Origin of the sequence: Actinoplanes sp. CA-131856 (assembly GCF_050956135.1) — a bacterium.
In the GTDB taxonomy this organism is placed as follows: Bacteria; Actinomycetota; Actinomycetes; order Mycobacteriales; family Micromonosporaceae; genus Actinoplanes.
The window spans coordinates 2,886,951-2,903,162 of record NZ_CP191849.1 but is presented as its reverse complement, the minus strand read 5'-3'; the positions used below and the strand labels follow the sequence as shown (position 1 = coordinate 2,903,162).

The 16,212-nt window shown below is 70.6% G+C and carries 20 protein-coding genes; 5 read left to right on the top strand and 15 right to left on the bottom strand.

What is annotated here, in order from left to right; all coding sequences use genetic code 11:
* Nucleotides 1-63: 63 nt before the first annotated feature.
* The 11 genes from ACQP2X_RS13835 to ACQP2X_RS13785 form a co-directional block, all read right to left on the bottom strand.
* On the bottom strand, nt 64-486 hold the full coding sequence (locus ACQP2X_RS13835) for a type II toxin-antitoxin system VapC family toxin (RefSeq protein WP_498696955.1): 423 nt from the start codon (nt 484-486) through the stop codon (nt 64-66).
* Nucleotides 476-745 (bottom strand): type II toxin-antitoxin system Phd/YefM family antitoxin, encoded by a 270-nt coding sequence (locus tag ACQP2X_RS13830; protein WP_498696952.1) that lies wholly within the window; start codon nt 743-745, stop codon nt 476-478. Before ACQP2X_RS13830 ends, ACQP2X_RS13835 begins: the two co-directional genes overlap by 11 nt.
* Before the next feature lie 32 nt (nt 746-777).
* A complete protein-coding gene (locus tag ACQP2X_RS13825; protein WP_498696950.1) occupies nt 778-1,416 on the bottom strand; it encodes a PilZ domain-containing protein in 639 nt (212 codons plus the stop codon).
* A 64-nt stretch (nt 1,417-1,480) separates the two neighbouring features.
* The gene (locus ACQP2X_RS13820; protein WP_498696948.1) at nt 1,481-1,753 is read right to left on the bottom strand and encodes a YciI family protein; all 273 of its coding nucleotides are present in this window, start codon (nt 1,751-1,753) and stop codon (nt 1,481-1,483) included.
* On the bottom strand, nt 1,750-2,664 hold the full coding sequence (locus ACQP2X_RS13815) for an amidohydrolase family protein (protein ID WP_498696946.1): 915 nt from the start codon (nt 2,662-2,664) through the stop codon (nt 1,750-1,752). Before ACQP2X_RS13815 ends, ACQP2X_RS13820 begins: the two co-directional genes overlap by 4 nt.
* Nucleotides 2,651-3,727: a vWA domain-containing protein gene (locus ACQP2X_RS13810; RefSeq protein ID WP_498696944.1), complete on the bottom strand. Its 1,077-nt coding sequence runs from the start codon at nt 3,725-3,727 to the stop codon at nt 2,651-2,653. Before ACQP2X_RS13810 ends, ACQP2X_RS13815 begins: the two co-directional genes overlap by 14 nt.
* Nucleotides 3,714-4,580, bottom strand: coding sequence for an AAA family ATPase (locus ACQP2X_RS13805; RefSeq protein WP_498696943.1), 867 nt, complete (start codon nt 4,578-4,580; stop codon nt 3,714-3,716). The genes ACQP2X_RS13810 and ACQP2X_RS13805 overlap by 14 nt, the downstream gene beginning before the upstream one ends.
* Complete coding sequence (locus tag ACQP2X_RS13800) at nt 4,577-5,581, bottom strand: xanthine dehydrogenase family protein molybdopterin-binding subunit (RefSeq protein ID WP_498696942.1); 1,005 nt, start codon at nt 5,579-5,581, stop codon at nt 4,577-4,579. Before ACQP2X_RS13800 ends, ACQP2X_RS13805 begins: the two co-directional genes overlap by 4 nt.
* Complete coding sequence (locus tag ACQP2X_RS13795) at nt 5,578-6,966, bottom strand: xanthine dehydrogenase family protein molybdopterin-binding subunit (RefSeq protein WP_498696941.1); 1,389 nt, start codon at nt 6,964-6,966, stop codon at nt 5,578-5,580. The genes ACQP2X_RS13800 and ACQP2X_RS13795 overlap by 4 nt, the downstream gene beginning before the upstream one ends.
* Nucleotides 6,966-7,433, bottom strand: coding sequence for a (2Fe-2S)-binding protein (locus tag ACQP2X_RS13790; protein ID WP_498696940.1), 468 nt, complete (start codon nt 7,431-7,433; stop codon nt 6,966-6,968). The genes ACQP2X_RS13795 and ACQP2X_RS13790 overlap by 1 nt, the downstream gene beginning before the upstream one ends.
* Nucleotides 7,434-7,450: 17 nt before the next feature.
* Nucleotides 7,451-8,278, bottom strand: coding sequence for an FAD binding domain-containing protein (locus ACQP2X_RS13785; RefSeq protein WP_498696939.1), 828 nt, complete (start codon nt 8,276-8,278; stop codon nt 7,451-7,453).
* An 87-nt stretch (nt 8,279-8,365) separates the two neighbouring features.
* Here ACQP2X_RS13785 and ACQP2X_RS13780 point away from each other — a divergent pair, with 87 nt between their 5' ends.
* Entirely contained in the window at nt 8,366-9,043 is a 678-nt protein-coding gene (locus tag ACQP2X_RS13780; protein WP_498696937.1) for a GntR family transcriptional regulator, read from the top strand.
* A gap of 62 nt (nt 9,044-9,105) precedes the next feature.
* A complete protein-coding gene (locus tag ACQP2X_RS13775; protein WP_498696935.1) occupies nt 9,106-9,285 on the top strand; it encodes a hypothetical protein in 180 nt (59 codons plus the stop codon).
* 9 nt (nt 9,286-9,294) lie between these two features.
* On the opposite strand, the gene ACQP2X_RS13770 is transcribed toward ACQP2X_RS13775, so the two are convergent.
* Complete coding sequence (locus tag ACQP2X_RS13770; RefSeq protein ID WP_498696933.1) at nt 9,295-10,041, bottom strand: phosphotransferase family protein; 747 nt, start codon at nt 10,039-10,041, stop codon at nt 9,295-9,297.
* A 50-nt stretch (nt 10,042-10,091) separates the two neighbouring features.
* On the opposite strand from ACQP2X_RS13770, the gene ACQP2X_RS13765 reads away from it, so the two are divergent.
* Nucleotides 10,092-11,228: a Fic family protein gene (locus ACQP2X_RS13765; protein ID WP_498696931.1), complete on the top strand. Its 1,137-nt coding sequence runs from the start codon at nt 10,092-10,094 to the stop codon at nt 11,226-11,228.
* Nucleotides 11,229-11,387: 159 nt separating this feature from the next.
* Complete coding sequence (locus ACQP2X_RS13760) at nt 11,388-11,792, top strand: hypothetical protein (protein WP_498696929.1); 405 nt, start codon at nt 11,388-11,390, stop codon at nt 11,790-11,792.
* 75 nt (nt 11,793-11,867) lie between these two features.
* On the opposite strand, the gene ACQP2X_RS13755 is transcribed toward ACQP2X_RS13760, so the two are convergent.
* Both ACQP2X_RS13755 and ACQP2X_RS13750 read right to left on the bottom strand, forming a co-directional pair.
* Nucleotides 11,868-12,731, bottom strand: coding sequence for a WD40 repeat domain-containing protein (locus ACQP2X_RS13755; RefSeq protein WP_498696927.1), 864 nt, complete (start codon nt 12,729-12,731; stop codon nt 11,868-11,870).
* A 188-nt stretch (nt 12,732-12,919) separates the two neighbouring features.
* Entirely contained in the window at nt 12,920-13,765 is an 846-nt protein-coding gene (locus ACQP2X_RS13750) for a helix-turn-helix domain-containing protein (protein WP_498696926.1), read from the bottom strand.
* A gap of 107 nt (nt 13,766-13,872) precedes the next feature.
* On the opposite strand from ACQP2X_RS13750, the gene ACQP2X_RS13745 reads away from it, so the two are divergent.
* Entirely contained in the window at nt 13,873-15,039 is a 1,167-nt protein-coding gene (locus tag ACQP2X_RS13745) for an MFS transporter (protein ID WP_498696925.1), read from the top strand.
* Between the two features lie 66 nt (nt 15,040-15,105).
* On the opposite strand, the gene ACQP2X_RS13740 is transcribed toward ACQP2X_RS13745, so the two are convergent.
* Nucleotides 15,106-16,194 (bottom strand): pyridoxamine 5'-phosphate oxidase family protein, encoded by a 1,089-nt coding sequence (locus tag ACQP2X_RS13740; RefSeq protein WP_498696924.1) that lies wholly within the window; start codon nt 16,192-16,194, stop codon nt 15,106-15,108.
* Between the last annotated feature and the right edge of the window lie 18 nt (nt 16,195-16,212).

The following is a 16,212-nucleotide window of genomic DNA, read 5'->3' as shown; positions in this document are numbered from 1 at the left end:
GAACGACACCGAAATCCGATCAACCGACCCGATCTGTGTCAGACGTGCGCCTGGCGGGTGAACTCATCGACCGGCCGGCCGTGGCACGGCCACCACCGTGACCAGCCGGTCGAGCCCGACGAAGCCGGCGGGGTGGGTGGTGTAGAGCGGAAGCCGGTTGGCCGCGGCGATGGAGGCGATCATCAGGTCCGCGACGCGCCGCCGGGGCGTCCGCCCGGTCGCCAGGACGGCCGCACACACCAGGCCGTAGGTCCGAGCCGCCTCGGCGTCGAAGGGCAGCGGGTCGAAGGTCGCCTCCGTATGCTGAAGGACGCTGGTCCGCCTGGCCCTCTCGACAGGATCATCCGTGTGATGTGGACCAGCCGACAACTCGGCAAGGGTGACCGCGGAGACGACCATCTCACCGGGCAGCACGGCGGCTTCGAGCGCGGCCAGATGGACAACGATGTTCGTGTCGATCAGGCCGCGCGTGACATCACCACTCACGGTCGAACGGGTCCTGTTCCACGGCGGCGTCGAGGTCGGCGCGCAGCCGGTCGGGATCGACGACGGCGGCGGTGGCGAAGGTTGCCATCACCTGCTCGCGGGACACATAAGTGCGACGCCGGAGCGGGATCAGGCGACCGATCGGGGTCCCGTTCCGCGTGATCGTGTAGGACTCGCCTCGCTCGACCCCCCGCATGATGGCGCCGGAGTCGTTACGAAGCTCCCGCTGAGTGATCTCGTGACGCATCGCATCGGCCATGAGAACAGCTTAGCGATGTGTGCTACAAGGTGCTACGCAAAGTCGGCCGTCGTCTGGCGGCGGCGTTCGTTGATTTCCCACGTCATGACGTAGGAGCGGATCGTCTGGGCGGCCTGCTCCTCCGTGGTGAACGTCAGGACGATGTGCTGGCCCGGGTCGCCGTGCGGGGCCTGGCGGACCGTCAGGATCGTGCCGTCCAGGGCCAACCGGTTCGCTCCCGGCAGGTTCATGGCCGCGCGCAGGTGGTCGCCCGGGGTCAACGGGGCCGGCTCGTCGATCCAGCAGCGCAGGCCGCCCTCGCTGATGTCCAGCAGGGCGGCCTGCATCTCGTGCTCGTCGGTGGTCAGGCGGACCGCCGCGCCGCCGCCTCCCCGGACGTACTCGCGGCGGTTGCTGTGGCGTGCCGGGCCCGTCGGGGCCAGGGTCCAGCAGTACGGGGCCTCGCCCGAGACCGCCACCAGGCGGCTCGGCAGCACGATGCGGGTGCTCGGTGACGCCCAGAAGACGTCGAACTCCTCGGCCTGGCCCGCCACCTCGAGCGGGGCCGTGACCGTGAAAGTGTCGCCGTCGGCCGCGACCAGGCGGGAGCGGACGTTCGCGCCCTCGCCCAGGGCGAGGAACATCGACGTGCCGACGGCGGGCAGCTCAAGGGTGGAAGCCGAAGCGATCATGGCCCCTGGATCGGCCGGGGGTGCCGGGACCTGAGCACTTCGGTTGCAAATGAGGTGTGATCTGTCAGGGCAGGCCGACCGTGATCTTCCATTCCTTCAGCTCGCGGTCCTTGGTCACCCCGTGCTGGGTGTACGGGTCCTGCTCGACCAGCGCCCGCGCGGCCTCCAGGTCGTCGGCGACCAGCACGATGATGCCGCCGCTGAGGTCGGCCAGCGGCCCGGCCAGCAGAAGCGAGCCCGAAGCCTGGAGCTTGGCCAGGTGTTCCAGGTGTTCCGGGCGGCGGGAAGCGCGCGCCGGGGTGTCGTTGTAGCCGTACGTCAGAATGAAGTGGCTCATGGTTCTTTCCTTTCGGGGAGGCCGTAGACCCGGCGGGCCGTACGGGAGAAGACGTCCGCCTGCTCGTCGTCGGTGCGATGTTCCAGGGCTTGCTTCCACGCGCCGGTCAGCGCGGCGGCGGTGGTCCAGAGGGTTTCGACGGGCAGATTCGTGCCGAACATCGCGCGCTCCGACCCGAAGAGCGAGAGCACCTCGTCGGTGACGAGCCGGAGCAGCGACGGGTCGACGCGGTGGACGAAGGTGCCCTGACCGGTCAGCTTGACCACGACGTTCGGCAGCGCGGCCAGCTCGCGCAGACCGGCACGCCATGCGGCGACGACCGCCGGGTCGGTGTGGTCGGTGAGCATCCCCGCGTGCGCCAGCACGAAGGTCACCTCGGGGTGGTCGGCGACCAGGGCCGCCGCGTCGTGCATCTGGCCCGGGAAGACCTGGAGCTCGAACAGCCAGCCGAGATCCTTCAGCGCCGCGATGTTCGAGCGGAACACCGGGTCCTTCATCCGGTCGGGGGCGGACGCGAAGCGGAACTCGGTGCGCTCGTGCCAGTGCAACTGGAGGCGGGTGCCGACGACGAGCGGGCTGATCGCCTGCTGCGTACGCATGACCTCCACCGCGTCCTCGGCGAACAGGTCGGCGCAGCCGACGACGGCCATCGGCCAGCCGGATCGCGCGTGCACGCCGGCGATCCAGTGGATCTCGTCGACCACCTTGTCCATCGGCCAGTTCGGCTGGACGTAGACCGACGCGCCGATGCCGGCCGAGATCGCGTCGTTGCGGTACTCCTCGATGAGATAGTCGCGCCGGATCGGCTCGTACGGTCCGAAGATCCTCGGGACCATCGGTCCCGAGAGCCACGGCATGTCGGCCTGGCGCCAGACGTGGTGGTGTGAGTCGACGATGTCACCCGTGTACATGGGCAAACCCTTCTCGTACGGCGGTGAGCGCGGTCCCGAGGTCCCGGACCCCGGTCAGCGAGTCGAGGTCGGCCCGGACCGCGGCCATGGCCCGGGTCAGCGGCCGATAGGCGGGGTCGCAGGCCAGCGGCGACCACCAGCTCAACCGGTGGGCGAGCCGGGACAGGCGGCCGGTGGCCTCGATCATGGCCGCGCAGTCGCCCCGTTCGAGCCCGTCGGAGAGGACGAGCACGAGCGCGCCCCGGGCCATGGTCACGTAGTGCGCGTTGCCGAGGAACGTCCGCAGGCTTTCGCCGATCTGGGTGCCGCCCTCGGCGTCGAGGACGACCTCGGCCAGCGCGCCGAGCGCGGCGTCCAGCGACGGGACCCGCAGGGCCGAGGTGACCCGGGTGAGCCGGGTGCCGAAGGTGAAGACCTCGGCGCGGGCGCAGGTGGCGACGACCGTGTGCGCGAAGCGCAGATAGTCGGCGCTGTACTGCTTCATCGATCCGGACACGTCGACCAGCAGCAGCACCCGGCGTTCCTGGGGTGGCCGGTGCCGCCAGTGGAGCCGCATGACTTCGCCGTAGGTGTGCCGCGAGTCGTGATAAGTGGAGCGCAGGTCGACGCGCTGGCGACGTCCGCCGGGCCGGCTCCGCCGCGATCGCGTGGTGGGCACGGCCCGGGGCAGCGAGCGCCGGATCTCGTGGAGGACATCGAAAGCGCGCGGTGACGTGGCCGGGAAGCGGACTGTCGATTCGGGACTGATCCGGCCGGCCGCGAGCCCCTCGCTGCCGCCCTGTTCGAGGACGAGGTCGCCGGCCTCGTGGGAGCCGGGAACGCCGGTCGGCTCCTCGCCGGCGTCCGGGACGGCCGCCATGATCAACTTCGAGGAGGAGAACACCTCGTTGTAGATGCGCAGCTCGGCCTCGGACGTCACGAGCGTCGTGGCGCCGGCCCAGTAGAACTGCGACGGCATGAGCTCCACGGCGGCGAGGAAGTCCCGCTGCTTGTCGACCGGGGCGGCGAGCCCTCGCGCCCGCAGCTCGCGGATGAAGGCGAACAGGACGTCAGCGGGCGTCATCGGTGAAGACCTCGCCCGCGTGCGCCGTGATGAGGGCGACGTCCTCCTCGTTCTTCAGCACCAGCCCGAGCGACGCGCGCAGGGCCTCGACCGGCGACGCGCCCTCGGCCGTCAGCGCCAGCGATCCCTGCGCCCACGCGATCGATTCGGCGATGCCGGGCCGCTTCAGCGGGCCCAGCGACCGGATGACGTTGACCGAGTGGACCAGCCGCGCCGCCGCCCGCGCGCTGAGCCCGGGCGCCTGCGCCTCGACGATCGTGCGCTCACGTTCCGGGTCCGGAAAGGGGATCCAGTGATAGAGGCAGCGCCTTTTGAGGGCGTCGTGCAATTCGCGGGTGCGATTGGAGGTGAGCACGACCAGCGGCGGCACGGCGGCGGTGACGGTTCCGATCTCCGGAATGGTGATCTGGAAGCCGTCGAGGAACTCCAGCAGGAAGGCCTCGAACTCGCTGTCGGCCCGGTCGATCTCGTCGATGAGGAGCACGGCGCCCGTACGACTGCGCAGCGCCCGCAGAAGGGGCCGTTCGAGAAGGAACTCACTGCCGTACAGATCGGCCACCGGTGTGCCCTGGACCTCGGCCGCGCGCAGGCTCAGGAGCTGTTTCGGATAGTCCCATTCGTAGAGCACCTGCGACACGTCGATGCCCTCGTAACACTGCAACCGGATCAGCTCACGCCCCAGCGCACCGGCCAGCACGTGCGAGATCTGCGTCTTTCCGACCCCCGGCTCCCCTTCCAGAAGCAAAGGCTTTCCCAGGCCGATGGCCAGCCGTACGGCGGTGAGCAGCCCCTCGTCCGCGAAATATCTACGCTCCTCCAGTTGCCGGCTGAGGGCGTCCCGGTCCGGCGTCATGCGCGCAGCGCGTCGAGCCCGCGCAGGATCGACTCCGGTGTGAACGGCATCGTGGTCAGCCGTACCCCGCAGGCGTCGAAAATGGCGTTCGCGATGGCCGGGATCGGGGCGTTGGCCGTCATTTCGCCGATGCCCTTCGCGCCGAACGGGCCGTTCGAGGCCGGCCGTTCCAGGATGACGCTGGTCTGCACCGGAATCTCACCCGGACCGGGCATCAGATATTCGGTGAAGTCGACCGGGCCGTGGTCGCGCGACGCCGGGTAATAGGGCTCGGTCGACTCGAAGATGGCGTGCGATACGCCCATCCACGCGCCGCCCTCGACCTGCTGGGTGGCCATTGCCGGGTTGAGGGCACGGCCGATCTCGTACGCGTTGTGCAGGCTCAGCACGGTGACCACACCGGTCTCGTCGTCCACCTCGACCTCGGCCACACTGCACGCGTGGGCCTGGCACGAGTCCGGGTCCATCTCGCCGGTCTCCGGCACCGGATAGTTGCGTTCCTTGAGGAAGATGCCCCGCCCGGAGATCGTCCGGCCCTGCTTGAAGTGGGCGGCCAGCGCCACGTCCGAGATGTGGATCTTCGTCTCGGGGCTGCCCTTGAGCCGGACGAAGCCGGTGCCGTCGGTCTCCAGGTCGCCCGCGTCGACCTCGAGCTCGTCCCCCGCCACCTGCAACATCACGTCGCGGGCCTCGCGGGCGGCCATGATGACCGCGTTGCCGACCCGGTGGGTGCCACGGCTGGCGAAGGTGCCCATGCAGTGCGGGCCGGTGTCGGTGTCGGCGGTGTCGATGATGATGTTCTCCATCGGCATGCCGAGCGTCTCGGCCGCGCACTGGGCCACCACGGTCTTGAGTCCCTGCCCGAGGTCGACCGAGGACAGGCTCACCACGAATCCGCCCATGGTGGTCGCGTGAATCAGCGCCTGGGACGGGTCGCCGCCGAGGTTCATACCGGTGGGGTAATTGACGGAGGCGTACCCACGTCCGTACCGAAGCGTCATTGATCTGCTCCTCTCGGGGTTGAGGAGGACAGGGCCCGGAACTCGTCGGGAAGCTCGTGACCGACCAGCGCCGCCGCCCGCTGAATGACCTCGATGAGGGCGGTGCCCTCGGCCACCTTGCGATGCGCCTTCATGTCGCCGTCGCGATAGGCGTTGATGAGCCGGAATTGCAGCGGATCGATGTCGAGGGCCCGGGCCAGCCGGTCCATCTGCGACTCGAGCGCGAAATCGGCGATGGTGACGCCGAAGCCGCGCATCGCGCTCGACGGCGTGCGATTGGTGTAGACGCAGTGGCAGTCGGCGTAGACGTTCGGAATCGTGTACGGGCCCGGCAGGTGGGCGCACGCCTTGGTGGTTCCGTACGGCGAATGGCGTGAATAGGCGCCGGCGTCGACGTACAGCATCACCTTGCGCGCGACGATGCGGCCGTCGTTCATGACGCCGTCCTTGATGTAGATGCGCTCGGCCGCCCGCGGCGACGAGACCTGCATCTCCTCCTCGCGCGTGTAGACGAATTTGACCGGCCGATTGGTGAGCGTGGCCGCGATGCAGGCCAGCGGTTCCACCATGACGTCGACCTTGCCGCCGAATCCGCCGCCGACGGTGCCACCCTTGACCTGCAGATCGGTGAACGGCCGGTCGAGAATGAGCGCGGTGTTGTCGAGGGTGAAGAACGCGGCCTGGGTGTTGCTGTGAATGAGCAGCCGCCCGCTGCTCTGCGGCACGACGATGCAGCCGGTGGTCTCGGTCGGCGCGTGCTCGATCGGCGCCGAACTGTACCGCCATTCGAAGACGTGATCGGCCTGGGCGAAGCCCTGCTCGACGTCGCCGAAGCGCAGCCGGCGCGCGTGATGCCCCTCGTACACGAAATAGTTCGTGCCCGCCTGCTTGATGACCGGCGCGCCCTCCGCGAGGGCCTCCTCGACGTCGAGGACGGCCGGCAGTTCGGTGTAGGTCACCTTCACCCGGCGGGCGCCCTCGAGCGCGGCCGCCTCGGAGTCGGCCACCACGGCCACGATCGGCTCGCCCTTGTAGAGGACCCGGTCCTCGGCCAGGACCGGCTCGTCGTTGGGCTCGATGCCGATCAGCCGCAGCACGACGTACCAGTTCGAGGGCACGTCGGCGTGCGTGATGACCCGCAACACGCCGGGCACCTGGAGCGCCTCGGAGATGTCGACGCTGTCGATCAGCGCGTGGTGGTGCGCCGAGCGGTGGATCTTGACATGGGCGAGGTCGGGGAAGGTCCGGTCCTCGAAGAATTCGGTACGCCCGGTGACGTGCCCGAGCGCGTCGGAGCGCTGCACCGTCTTGCCGATGACCTTGAAGCCGGCGTCCGGGCGCTCGTCCTTGAAGTAGTCGGTGTCGATCGGGTTGACGCGCGGCATCAGAGCCTCGCCCGCTCAGCCGCGTCGAGGACGGCGCTGATGATCGGCTCGTAGCCGGTGCACCGGCACACGTTCCCGCTGATCGCCTCGGCCACCTCGTCCCGCGTCGGGTTCGGGTTCCGGTCGAGCAGCGCCTCGGCCGACATGATCATGCCAGGGGTGCAGAACCCGCACTGGGTCGCGAACCCGTCGAGAAAAGCCTGCTGGACATGGCTGAGCTTGGGGCCGTCGGCCAGACCTTCGACCGTGGCCACGTCGGCCCCGTCCACGGTCACCGCGGGCACCAGGCAGGACACGACGGGCTCGCCGTCGAGCAGGACCGTGCACGAGCCGCACGCGCCCTGGGCGCAGCCGCGCTTGGCGCCGGTCAGCCCGAGTTGCTCGCGCAGCGCCAGCAGCAGCGTCGTCTCGGGCCTGGCCATGAAGGCCTTGCCGACACCGTTGACCTTGAGATTGACGATCTTCACCGGCTGCCTCGTTCTCCTCAGCGGCCGAGCAGAGCTCGCCGCAGATGGACAGGGAAGACACGCTTGCGATACCAGGCCGAGGCGTACGCGTCGTCGGCCGGCGTGAGATGGGCTAGTTCGGCCTCGGCGGCGGCGTGCACCGTCTCCTCGGTCAGCGGCCGGCCTCGCAGGGCCGCTTCGGCGGCGTGGGCCCGGACCACACGGTCACCGACGCCACCGAGCGCGATCCGCACCAGGCCGGCTGCTTCATCGATCGTCGCCGCGACGGTCACCAGCGACGCCGAGTTGTAGCGGCGGCGGGCCGCCTTGAGGTACTTGAAGGCGCCGTCCCCGGGCAGATCGAACGTGACGGCGGTGACGAGGGTGCCCGCTCCCCCGTCCGGCGGAGCCCCGGCGACGAGCTCCTCCACAGACAGCGCGGCCCCGGCGGCCAGAGCTCCCTCGGACGGCGCCGCGCGAGCGGCCAGCGTGGCATGGGCGCCCAGGGCGACCAGAGCCACAGCGAGATCGCCGTGCGGCTGGCGGGCGAACAGGTTGCCGCCGACCGTGGCCAGCGTGCGCACCGGCACCGAGGCGATCGAGCGCACGACCGGGTTGAGGATCGCGAGCCGCGGATCGTGCTCGATCTGCGACAGGGTCGTCATCGCGCCGATGGTCACCGTGCCGCCGTCGACGTGGACACCGGTCAGGCCCGCGCGGCGCAGGCTCACCAGCTCGGTCGGTGGTGATGCGTAGTCGTTGAGCCGCGGCATCAAGCTCGTGCCGCCGCCGATGATCGTCGCGCCCGCCGCGACCAGACCCACAGCCGCGGGCACGTCCTCGGGGACATGAACCTCAGTCAACATGCGAGATCCTTTTATCGATATCGATAATCCAACGTAACGATGACTTACTATGCTGGTCAAGAGACGCGTGACCTTGAGGAGGGCGAGTTGCCGTCGAGGCCGACGTTGAGCGAGGGCATCCGGGACGGCCTGGTCGAGCTGATCGTGTCCGGCAAGATCAAGAGCGGTGAGCGCCTGATCGAGACCAAGATCGCGGCCGACTTCGGCACCAGCCAGGCCCCGGTGCGCGAGGCCCTGCGCGAGCTCGAGGGCCTGGGATTGGTCGAGAGCCGGCCCCGGCGCGGCCGGCATGTGCTCCCCTTCGTCGAGCAGACCATCCGGGAGGCGTACGTCGTCCGCGCCGCCCTGGAGGAGGCAGCCACCCGGCTGGCCATGCTGAACGGGAAGCTGCCCTTGGAGGACATGCGCGGCGACGTCGACGAGATGTACCGCCGCGCCACCGAGGCCGACGTCCGCGGCATCGGCCAGGCCAGCGCCCGCTTCCACCGCCGGGTCGTCCTGGCCAGCAGCAACTTCCTGCTCGAGCGAGCCTGGGAGGGCCTGCAGATCGAGGCCCGCACCGCCATCACCCTGGTCGTGACCAACCCCGACCTGCACCACGTGGCCGACGAGCACGCCGAGCTGCTGGCCGTCCTCGAGTCGGGCGACGTCGAGGCCGCCTGCCTGCACACCCGGTCGCACCAATGGGCGTACGCCGACCTCCCCCACGACATGCACGGCGCCGCCCGCGCCCTCCGCTTCCCGGCGACAGATCGAGGACAGTGACCCCCGATCAAGCGCTTCCGGCGCTAAGGTCCCCGGCACGTCCGATCGAACGGGGGACTGCCATGAGAAAACGCACCTTCCATCGCGCCCTCAGCGCATGTGCCGTGGCCGGCGCCCTGGCGCTGACCGCCGGCGCCATCGGCGCCGCCGCGGCCGCGCTGAACGCCAAGCCGTTGCGGGCCGAGCTCGCACCGACCGCACCGGCCGACCAGATCCAGGCGAAGCCCCTCCGGGCCGAGTGACACCCGGCGCTACATCCTGGATCTCAGCACGTCGACCTCGCAGCCCGGCGCGAACGGGTCGAAGCCGTGCTCGGCCAGCCAGCGCACCGCGAGCAGGCTCCGCAACGACCACCAGGCCCGGACCACGTCGAGGTCGACATCGGCGCCGTAGCCGGCGATGACATCGGCGAGGCGCTCCTCGTTTCCGAGAGTGAAGGTGGCGAGGTCGTAGAGAGCGTCGCCCTGGCCCGCCTCGGACCAGTCGATGATCCCCGTGACCTCGTCGCCTTCGACAAAGACATGCGCGAGATGCAGGTCGCCGTGCGTGAAGGCCGGACTCCAGGGCCTGAGAGCGGCCTCGGCGATCTCGCGGTTGCGGGCGACAAGGTCGGCGGGCAGCAGAGCGTTCGCCACCAGAAGCCCGCACTCCTCCTCGAGCAGCGCCGTCAGCGTGGCGACGCTCCGCCCGGCCTGCCCGGTCCGGCTCGGCAGCGGCGCCTCGTGCAGCTTCCGGATGGCGGCCCCCACCGCGGCCCACGCCGCCGGCGACCCGGCCGACGGTCCACCGAGGCGTCCCAGGGTCCTCCCCCGGACCGCGGCGAGTGCGAGCACATTCGGCCGGCGCCACAACACCTCCGGCGTCGGAACCGGCGCGAGCGCCATCACCTCGACCTCGGCGTCGATGCGCCCCTGATCGCCGTCCACCTTGAGAAACGTGGCGCCGACGCGCAGGGTCACCCGCTCGGAATGGGCGATGACGACTTCGACCTCATCCATGGCCGACACCCTACTTTGACGCAATAATTGCGTCATCCTATTATCTGGTCATGCTCTACCCCACGCCGTCCTTGACCTCGGCCGACCAGGCAGTACTGGCCGACATCGAGAGAATGCGGAGCAACCTACGGCACCAGGTACAGGGACGGCCCGGCCCGTGGACATCCGGTCTGCGCAGGTTCCTGACGGCCGACGCCATTGCCGCCTCGAACTCGATCGAGGGCTTCCGCGTCAGTACGCAAGACGTCCAGGACCTGATGGCGGGCGAGCGCGATGTCGACGTCTCCGAGGAGAACCGCGAGGAGACCCTCGCCTACCAGCGGATGATGACCTACGTGCAGTCGCTGCACGACGTCGCCGACTTCGCATACGGCAAGGATCTGCTGAACGCGCTGCACTGGATGTTGCAAGGGCACCGCCACACGCGCAACAAGCGGGCCGGGCAATGGCGCCTGGGACAGGTCTACGTCACCGATCCCAGCGATCCCAGCATCGCGGCCTACACCGCCCCGCCCGCGGCCGACGTTCCCGAGCTCATGGCGGAGTTGGTCTCCTGGCTCAACGCGGACGACGGCACGCACCCGCTCATCCGGGCGGCCATGGCCCACCTGCATCTGGTGTCGATCCATCCGTGGGCGGACGGCAACGGCCGGATGGCCCGGTCGCTGCAGACCCTGCTGATCGCGCGCGAAGGCGTACTGGCACCGGAATTCTCTTCCATCGAGGCCTGGCTCGGGCGGCCGGGCAACACATGGAAGTACTACGAGGAGCTTCAGAGCCGTGGCGCCACTTATCGGCCCGACCAGGACGTCTCCGGGTGGATCCGGTTCAATCTGACCGCCTACCACCAGCAGGCACAGCTGGTCCACCATCGGATCGAACGATCCGCCGCCGTCTGGGATCTGCTCGCCGACTTCGTGGGCAAGGCCGGGCTGGACGAGCGGGTCGTCTCCGCGCTGCACGACGTCGCGATCGGCGGGCGGGTCCGCCGGTCGCGATACGAACAGGCCGGGGGACTCACCCTTCAGCAGGCCCAGCGCGACCTGCGTGATCTGGCCGCCGCCGGCCTGCTGGTCCCGGTCGGCCGTACCCGGGCCCGCTACTACACCGAGGGCACCGGCTTTCCCGCGCCGTTCCTGGAGCTGGCCCGGACGCCCTTCACCCTCGCCGCGCCCTATCCGAAGTGATACCGGCTGGCCGGTAGCGCTGTTTGCAGGCTGGCGGTGATGCCGGCGCGGCGCGCGCGGACGAGCGTGGGCGGTGACAGAGTCCTGAAGAAGGGAACCGGTCCCATGACCGATCATGTCCTGCCTGCGCACTCACACTTGGCCTGGCGCGATGTCTCAGTGGCGCAACGGGTGCTCAGCGTGCTGACCGCCGCGTTGCTCGGTGTCGACGCCTTCGTGCACCTGCACGACGCCGGCCGGTACGACCAGTTCCGTACGTCCGTGATGAGCGAGGGCACGCTCTTCGAGATCCAGGCCATCGTCGCCATCCTGGTCGCCCTGGCCCTGCTCCTCCGGCCGAGCGTGACCACCTGGATCGTGTCGCTGGTGGTCGCGGGCAGCGCCGCGATCGCGGTGACGCTTTACACGTACGTCAACGTGGGCGCCCTCGGGCCGGTGCCCAACCTCTACGAGAACACCTGGAACGAGCCCGGCAAGGTCGGCTCGGCGGTCGCCGAGACGATCGCGGCCCTGCTCTCCATCGCCGGCCTCGTCCTGGCCGTCCGCGCCCGCCGGCGGGCCTGAAGTCCTGGCCGTCCGCGCCCGCCGGCGGGCCTGAAGTCCTGGCCGTCCGCGCCGCCGGCGGGCCTGAACGCCTGCCTAGTGCGCCTCGCCGGTGGCCAGGGCCAGCAGGGTCGGCCGCAGCGGCCGCCCGCTGACCGCGATGAGGTCGCCGGCGATCTGGACCGACCGGCTGACGGCCGGCTCCAGGGGGATCTTCCACCGGGCCGAGCCGTCGCGGCCGACCGCGACGGCCCGGTCCTCGCCGAACGAGACGAACAGGCTGGCGTCGTCCGAGCAGGCCAGCGCTCGGGCCGGCTCGCGGGCCCCGGGCACGGCGTCCACCTGCTGGAAGCCGGCGTCGAAGCAGTCGAGCCGCCCGTCGGCGGCGGCCAGCACCAGCAGCGACGTCGACCAGGTGCAGGCGCTGACCGGACGGGCCGTGAGCCGGATCCACTCCCCCGGTTGCCGCCGGGGATGCCAGAGCCGCGCCCACCCGCTGTCGGTGATGACGACGACCTCCTCGCCGCGGTAGTGGGCGGCGAGCACCCGCCGGCCGCCGCTCACGTTGACCCGCCCGACGCAGGCGCCGCTGCGGACGTCCCACACCGAGGTGCCGCCGTTGGCGGTCATGCTGAAGACCCAGGCGCCGCCGGCCACCCAGCCGACGTGCCGGGGTCTTTCCGGCAGGGCGGCCCAGCTGGCGAACAGTTCCGGCGGCCGGTCGTCGCGCAGCCACCACACCGCCCCCGAGCCGTCGGACGACGTCGTCGCGAGCATGTCGGTCACCGCCGGGTTCCACGCGGCCGCGACGATGCCCCGGCCCTGCCGGAGCCGCCCGGCCGCCTTGGGTCGCGCGGGATCGGCGGTGTCCCACAGCGTCAGCTCGCCGCTGGGCGCGCTGATGGCGAGGCGGCCGGCGTCCGGGCGGAACGCCATCGCCCCGTAGGGAGAATTCCTCACTGATGTGTCCCTGGTCTGCTGAGGGGGCAATTTTCCGGCGCGCGAATAAATACCAGGGAGTACGCGCCGAACGGATGCGAACAGGCCTCCGACAAGGCCATTCGCGAGTCGAGCCGCCGCCACGGCAATGGACTGTGAACGAGTACACAGACATGCTTCTATATCGATTGAAGAAGTGCAAGAGTCGATTAAGCGGAATTCGGGGAATAGGCGGCGGTCAGCATCCGGAGCGCCTCCTCGGACGGCGAGCCGGGCTCGGCGTGATAGAGCGTCAGCGACTGATCGTCGTCGCCGGGCAGCGCGAACGACTCGAAGTGGACGGTCAGCTCGCCGGCCGCCTCGGTGCGGATCCGCATGCCGCCGTGCGTCTTGCGCTTGACGTCGTGCGCCGCCCACAGGCGCCGGAAGTCGTCGCTGCCGTCCAGCAGCTCGGCCACCAGCTCGCCGGCCAGCGGGTCGTCCGGTCGCCGCCCGGCGTACCACCGCAGCTGCCCCACCACGTCGGCGGCCTTCGCCTCCCAGTCGAGGAAACGCGTCCGCGACGCCGGATCGAGAAAGGTGATCCGGGCCCAGTTGCGGTCCCGCGGCGCGCGCTCCGCCCAGTCGCCGAACAGGCCCGAAGCCGCACGGTTCCAGGCCAGCACATCACCGCGATGACCCCAGATGTACGCCGCCACGCCGTCCACCGCGCTCAACAACTGGACCAGATCGGGCCGCACCTCCTGACGCTCGGCCACCGGCCCCCGCCGCGCGCCCGGCCGGGCCAGGTGGCGCAGGTGGGCCCGCTCGGCGCCGGTGAGCCGCAGTGCGGTGGCGATGGCGTCCAGCACCTCGGCCGACACGTTGCCGCCGTTCCCCTGCTCCAGGCGGGTGTAGTACGCCACCGAGACGCCGGCCAGCCGGGCCAGCTCCTCCCGCCGCAGCCCCGGCACCCGGCGGCTGCGCCCGTAGTCGGTGAGCCCCAGGTCGGCCGGTTTCAGCCGGGCCCGGCGCGTCCGCAGGAACTCGCCGATGTCGGCGGTCGGGGTGGCCATGGGCCCCAGTATGCCGCCGCCAAGGTGTCCCCGGCGGTGGTACGCACGGCCGTCGTACGTCAAGCGGAGGCCTGGGCAGCGACGCCCCGCCGGCGCAGCGTTGCCTGGTGCTTGTTGACACCAATCGCTCGACCGGCCTGCCCGGCAAGGCCCTTCTCGGCCTGTTCCTCGCCGGCTTCGCCGGCATCCTCACCGAATGCCTTCCCGCCGGCCTGCTCCCGGAGATGTCCCGGTCCCTGGACACCAGCGTCGCGCTCACCGGTCAGACCGTCACCGTCTACGCCGCCGCCACCGCGGTCGCGGCCATTCCCCTGACCCGGCTGACCTCGAACTGGCCGCGCAAGACCGTGCTCCAGGTCGCCCTCGGCGTCGTCGCCGTCACCAACGTGCTCACCGCGATCTCCACCGCCTACGCGCTGACCCTGGTGGTCCGCGTCGTGGCCGGCCTCGGCACCGCGCTGATCTGGCCGCTGCTCGGCGGTTACGCGGCCCGGCTGGCGCCGGAGGGCCGTCAGGGCCGGGCCATCGCCATCGCCCTGGCCGGGACCCCTGTCGCGCTGGCCCTGGGCATCCCGCTCGGCACCTGGATCGGCGGTCTCGGCGGATGGCCGCTCGCCTTCCTCCTGTCGGCCGCCCTGACCGTGCTCACCATGCTCTGGATCGCGGCCACGCTGCCGAACCGGCCCGGCCTGCCACCGGACCGGAGCCACCGGATCGGCACCACCCTGGCCCGGCCCGGCGTCGGGATCATCCTGGTGGCGCTGGCCGCCTACATGATCGCCCACAACATCCTCTACACCTACATCACCGACTATCTGGAGTACGCCAGCGCGGCCGGCCACACCGGCTGGGTGCTGTTCGCCTTCGGCGCCACCTCGGTGCTGAGCGTCGTGGTCGTCGGCCGGCACATCGACCGGCACCCGCGCCGGCTGACGGTGGGCAGCACGGTGCTGCTCGCGGCGAGCGTGCTCGTGCTGGCCGTGTCCACCGGCGCGCCGGTGCTCGTCTACGCGGCCGCGGCGGCCTGGGGCCTGGCCTTCGGCAGCTCCCCCAGCCTGTTCATCGGCGCCGTGATCACCGCGTCGGGCCCGGCCTCGGACGTGGCCCAGTCGATCACCGTCACGGTCTTCTCCGGGTCGATCGCCCTGGGTGGCCTCGCCGGCGGCGCGCTGATCGCCGGGCTGGGCACGGCGTCGATCACCTGGGCCTCGCTGGCCCTGCTCATCGTGGCGGCGGCCGCCCTGATCGGCGGCCGCCGGCACGCCTTTCCCTGAACGGGCCCGTCAGACGTCCAAGGTCACGTCCGAGAGCGGGCGGCCCTTCGTGGACGAAAGTGCGTTTCACGGTGACCCCGGCTCCCGGCTTGGCGGGCCGGGCGTCATGTCGTACCCCTCCTTGCCCAGACCGGACCGATAGGCCCGGTCCATCACCGCCCTCATCAGCCGGGACACCCCAGGAACGGCCGCGACCCCCTTGACCAGCGCGTTCGACCGCCCGAGATGCCGGCTGCCGATCGCCAGCAGGTCCGGCGCCGAGTCCGGGCCCAGGCGCGCGCCGGGACTCCACATCCGTGATGCCGTGACGGCGCCGTTGCCGGTCAGCTCGGCGTGCTCGACGTCGACGACCAGGGCCAGATGCGGCGCCCGGCCGCGCAGGGCCAGCGTCTCCAGCAGCGCCGGATCGGCGGTGACCACCCCGCGCCCGCGCACGTGCAGCACACCTTCGCGCCCAGGCACGAGCGCGGCCAGCGAAAGGCGGTCGTCACGCATCAGGTTGTGCAGCGTGTCCGCTCGCTTGTTGCCGTTGCGATCCGGCATGACCAGCGTGCGCCCGTCCAGGATCCGCGTCACCGCCGGCCGGTCCCCGCGCGGGCTCGTGTCGCTCCCCCCTTCACCGTCCCACGAGGACAACGCGAGGAACGGCGACGCGGCCAGGAAACCGGCGACACCCGGCCGGCTCAACGGACCCGCCTTTGGGACCTCCGCCGCCGCTACCGCCGGAGTGGGCGGCTGCCACAGCCGGGACCGGAGAACGGCCTGAGCGCAATGCACGTACGCCTGCTCGACGACGACCGTCGTCCGCGTGCCCTTGACCGCCGCCACTGTGCCGTTGACGCGCAGCACCTCGCCGACGCCCGGGAGCAGGAAGAAGAACGAGACCGGACCGGCCGCCGCCTCACCCTCGGCCACGTCAAACGACAGCCGCTTCGGTGAATAGACCCGCGCGAACCCCGGCGCGCCGCCGATGAAGGTGGTCCGGCTGACCCCGTCGCCGTTCCGATATCCGAAGGCCGCGACCGGGCACCGCGCGAGGACGGCACGGCAGCCCTCGTCCAGCTCACCGATCTGCTTGAGCGTGACCACCGACGCCGGCCGCCCGACCACGGCCTCGACCTCGCCCACCGTTGCCAGCTTGTTTTCCCAGCTCATAGCTATATTCTGAGCAAT

Coding starts and splice junctions, on each gene's coding strand:
- ACQP2X_RS13830 (WP_498696952.1), bottom strand. CDS start 745: ATGGCCGATGCGATGCGTCACGAGATCACTCAGCGGGAGCTTCGTAAC.
- ACQP2X_RS13825 (WP_498696950.1), bottom strand. CDS start 1,416: ATGATCGCTTCGGCTTCCACCCTTGAGCTGCCCGCCGTCGGCACGTCG.
- ACQP2X_RS13820 (WP_498696948.1), bottom strand. CDS start 1,753: ATGAGCCACTTCATTCTGACGTACGGCTACAACGACACCCCGGCGCGC.
- ACQP2X_RS13815 (WP_498696946.1), bottom strand. CDS start 2,664: ATGTACACGGGTGACATCGTCGACTCACACCACCACGTCTGGCGCCAG.
- ACQP2X_RS13810 (WP_498696944.1), bottom strand. CDS start 3,727: ATGACGCCCGCTGACGTCCTGTTCGCCTTCATCCGCGAGCTGCGGGCG.
- ACQP2X_RS13805 (WP_498696943.1), bottom strand. CDS start 4,580: ATGACGCCGGACCGGGACGCCCTCAGCCGGCAACTGGAGGAGCGTAGA.
- ACQP2X_RS13800 (WP_498696942.1), bottom strand. CDS start 5,581: ATGACGCTTCGGTACGGACGTGGGTACGCCTCCGTCAATTACCCCACC.
- ACQP2X_RS13795 (WP_498696941.1), bottom strand. CDS start 6,966: ATGCCGCGCGTCAACCCGATCGACACCGACTACTTCAAGGACGAGCGC.
- ACQP2X_RS13785 (WP_498696939.1), bottom strand. CDS start 8,278: ATGTTGACTGAGGTTCATGTCCCCGAGGACGTGCCCGCGGCTGTGGGT.
- ACQP2X_RS13775 (WP_498696935.1), top strand. CDS start 9,106: ATGAGAAAACGCACCTTCCATCGCGCCCTCAGCGCATGTGCCGTGGCC.
- ACQP2X_RS13770 (WP_498696933.1), bottom strand. CDS start 10,041: ATGGATGAGGTCGAAGTCGTCATCGCCCATTCCGAGCGGGTGACCCTG.
- ACQP2X_RS13765 (WP_498696931.1), top strand. CDS start 10,092: ATGCTCTACCCCACGCCGTCCTTGACCTCGGCCGACCAGGCAGTACTG.
- ACQP2X_RS13750 (WP_498696926.1), bottom strand. CDS start 13,765: ATGGCCACCCCGACCGCCGACATCGGCGAGTTCCTGCGGACGCGCCGG.
- ACQP2X_RS13740 (WP_498696924.1), bottom strand. CDS start 16,194: ATGAGCTGGGAAAACAAGCTGGCAACGGTGGGCGAGGTCGAGGCCGTG.